This is a genomic window from Mycobacterium sp. (assembly GCF_035603715.1).
In the GTDB taxonomy this organism is placed as follows: domain Bacteria; phylum Actinomycetota; class Actinomycetes; order Mycobacteriales; family Mycobacteriaceae; genus Mycobacterium.
This window is the reverse complement of sequence record NZ_DATNJW010000423.1, coordinates 1-3122: the sequence shown is the minus strand read 5'-3', so window position 1 is coordinate 3122 and position 3122 is coordinate 1. Positions and strand designations below refer to the sequence as shown.

The 3122-nt window shown below is 64.8% G+C and carries 3 protein-coding genes and 1 pseudogene; 2 read left to right on the top strand and 2 right to left on the bottom strand.

Translation table 11 applies throughout. The features are described from left to right. Both VN856_RS17400 and VN856_RS17395 read right to left on the bottom strand, forming a co-directional pair. Nucleotides 1–221 (bottom strand): annotated as a pseudogene (locus tag VN856_RS17400) (lipid-transfer protein); the annotation flags it as partial. A 10-nt stretch (nt 222–231) separates the two neighbouring features. Beyond that, nucleotides 232–1224, bottom strand: a complete 993-nt coding sequence (locus tag VN856_RS17395) for a Zn-ribbon domain-containing OB-fold protein (protein ID WP_325691192.1) — start codon at nt 1222–1224, stop codon at nt 232–234. Between the two features lie 70 nt (nt 1225–1294). On the opposite strand from VN856_RS17395, the gene VN856_RS17390 reads away from it, so the two are divergent. Next, complete coding sequence (locus tag VN856_RS17390; protein ID WP_325691190.1) at nt 1295–2326, top strand: LLM class F420-dependent oxidoreductase; 1032 nt, start codon at nt 1295–1297, stop codon at nt 2324–2326. Between the two features lie 43 nt (nt 2327–2369). Continuing rightward, nucleotides 2370–3086, top strand: a complete 717-nt coding sequence (locus VN856_RS17385; protein WP_325691188.1) for an acetoacetate decarboxylase family protein — start codon at nt 2370–2372, stop codon at nt 3084–3086. Nucleotides 3087–3122: the final 36 nt, after the last annotated feature.

Genomic DNA, 3122 nt, shown 5'->3' with positions numbered 1-3122 from the left:
CCGATCGAGTCGATCGCTGAGATGAACGAGAATGCCCTTCCGGCAAGGTAATCCGACGATCCGGAGCACCAGAAGCCGATGTCGGTTTGCTCGAGGCCGAGCTCTTCGTATAGCGAGTGGAAGCAGGGCATCAGCATCTCGACGCCGTTGGTGGTGCCGTCGGTGCGGCGCACATGCGGTGCATGGGCAAATCCGACGACAGCTACATCGCGAAAAGTCACGTCGTTCCCTTTACAGGTGGTGTTTGTAGGTGTCGTAGTCGGCGTCGGGTTCGCCGGTCGGCTTGAAGTATTCGATGTTGTCGATGCCCAGGCCCCACTCGTCGCGGGCCTTCCAGACGGCCTCGACCCGCATGCCCATCCGCACCTCGGTCGCGTCGATCTCTTGAATCAGATGCAAGAACGCGATATCGGCGCCGTCGAGCAGCACGTAGGCCGCGACGTACGGCGGCTTGATCCGCTGGCCGGCGAACGGGATGTTGATGATCGCGAACGTCGTCACCGTTCCCTTGTCGGGCAACTCGATGAAATTGTCGAGTTCCAGGCCGGTGGCCGGGTCGGCTTCCTTGGGTGGGAAGTACACTTTGCCGTCCTTGCCTGTGCGGGCGCCCAGCAGCTTGCCCTCCTCCAGCGCGCGCAGGAACGCGGTCTCGGGAAGTGAAGCGGTGTGCTGGATTTCGATGCTGCTCGGGGTCACCTGGACCGTCACCGGTTCGCGGTCGTCGGTCGCTTCGGACCCCGGCTCGGCTTCGTCGCCAAGCCCGAAGTAGGCGATATCGGTGATCGCACCCGCCGGCTCGTCGACCCAGTGGACATGTACCCGCGCGCCGGTGCCGATCGCGTCGGACGATCCGGCGTCCACCGCGTGCAGCAGTGGGACGTCGGCGCCGTCGAGTTTGATCAGCGCCCACGCGAACGGCCGGTCCAGCGGTTGTCCCTCAAGGGGTTCGGGCTGCCAGGTCCACGACAGCACGGTCCCCACGCTGGACACCGGCACTATCTCGGTCAATCGTTCGTAGGTCACCGGGTCGAACTCGGCGGGCGGAACGTAGACCCGGCCATCCGAGCCCCGGGCGCCGACGATGCGTCGCTCGCGCAGGGCGGTGAAGAACTGGCTGAGGGTGGGGCCGACTGAACGGGTGTAGTCGAAGGACAGCCTCAGAGGGGCCGAGAGAGGCTTCTGATGGGTATCGATCTGCACCGGGCTGCTTTGGCTGGTGGTCACAGCATCGAGTAGAACAGGTTCTAAGAATGGATTCAAGATAGGGTCGAGACCTGCAGGGAAGGCGGCACTGATGAAGCTCGGACTCCAGCTCGGATATTGGGGCGCTCAGCCGCCCGACAACCACGCCGAACTCGTGGCCGCGGCCGAGAGCGCCGGTTTCGACGCGGTGTTCACCGCCGAGGCATGGGGTTCGGACGCCTACACGCCGCTGGCCTGGTGGGGCTCGTCGACGCGAAGGCTGCGGCTGGGTACGTCGGTCGTGCAGCTGTCCGCGCGTACCCCGACCGCGTGCGCGATGGCGGCCCTGACCCTCGACCACCTCAGCGGGGGACGGCACATACTCGGTCTCGGCGTCTCGGGCCCACAGGTTGTGGAGGGTTGGTACGGCCAGTCGTTTCCCAAGCCGCTGGCCCGCACCCGCGAGTACGTCGACATCATCCGGCAGGTGTGGGCCCGCGAAAAGCCGGTGACCAGCGACGGCCCGCACTATCCGCTGCCGTTGACCGGTGATCGCGCAACGGGTCTGGGCAAACCGCTCAAGCCCATCACTCACCCGCTGCGGGCCGACATCCCGATCATGCTGGGCGCCGAGGGGCCGAAGAACGTGGCGTTGGCCGCCGAGGTCTGCGACGGCTGGCTACCGATCTTCTACACGCCGCGAATGGCTGACACCTACAACGAGTGGCTGGACGAGGGATTCGCCCAGCCGGGCGCACGCCGTAGCCGCGAAGCCTTCGAGATCTGCGCGACGGCCAACATCGTCATCACCGAGGACCGCAGCGCCGCGTTCGCGGCCATGAAGCCTTACATCGCGCTCTACATGGGCGGGATGGGCGCCGAGGACACCAACTTCCATGCCGACGTGTACCGCCGGATGGGTTACGCCGAGGTGGTCGACGACGTGACCAAGCTGTTCCGCAACAACCAGAAGGACAAGGCCGCCGAGATCATCCCCGACGAGGTCATCGACGACGCGGCGATCGTCGGCGACGTGGACTACGTGCGTAAGCAGATCAAGGCCTGGGAGGCCTCGGGCGTCACCATGATGGTGGTGTCGGGCCGCAGTACAGAGCAGGTCCAGGAGTTGGCGGGCCTGATCTGACCCGGTCCTTGCGGTGACCTAGAACACGTTCTAAATTGTCCGGATGACACCATCGCAGCACATTATCGCTGGCAGGGTACTCACCATGCCGGTCGAGATCCGCAAGGCACGGCAGCACATGGCGATGTTCTCGGTCGACGCCGATGCCGCCCAGCACCTGATCGACTACAGCGGATTGCAGGTGTGCCGGTATCTGCCCGGGCGCGCGATCGTGATCCTGATGCTGATGCACTACATCGACGGCGACCTGGGGCAGTACCACGAGTTCGGCACCAGCGTGATGGTCAACCCACCGGGGTCGAACGCCAGCGGGCCCCGCGCCCTGGGGTCGGCCGGCGCGTTCATCCACCACCTGCCCGTCGACCAGGAGTTCACCCTGGCAGCAGGCACCAAGATCTGGGGTTACCCGAAAGTGATGGCGGACTTCACCATTCGTGACGGGCGGCAGTTCAGTTTCGACTGCACCGTCGACGGGCAACTGGTGGTCGGCATGGAATTCCGGCCCGGTCTGCCCTTCCGGCTGACCCCGCGCACGCAGACCCAGCGCAGCTACTCACATCGCGACGGCGTCACCCTCGAGACCTCGTTTGAACACACGCTCGACGGTGTGCGTAATCGATTCGGCGGGGTGCGCATCCGGCTGGGGGATCATCCCTACGCGAAAGAGCTTGCATCGCTGGGCCTTCCGAAGCGCGCGATGTTGAACAGCTCGGTTCAGAACGTGCAAATGACATTCGGCGATGCTCAGGAGATCTCATGACAACCGTAGAAACCAGGCCCGATGTCGATCTGACCG

Bases quoted from the DNA above. Each gene is read 5' to 3' on its own strand.
- VN856_RS17385 (WP_325691188.1), top strand. From the start codon at position 2,370: ATGACACCATCGCAGCACATTATCGCTGGCAGGGTACTCACCATGCCG.
- VN856_RS17390 (WP_325691190.1), top strand. From the start codon at position 1,295: ATGAAGCTCGGACTCCAGCTCGGATATTGGGGCGCTCAGCCGCCCGAC.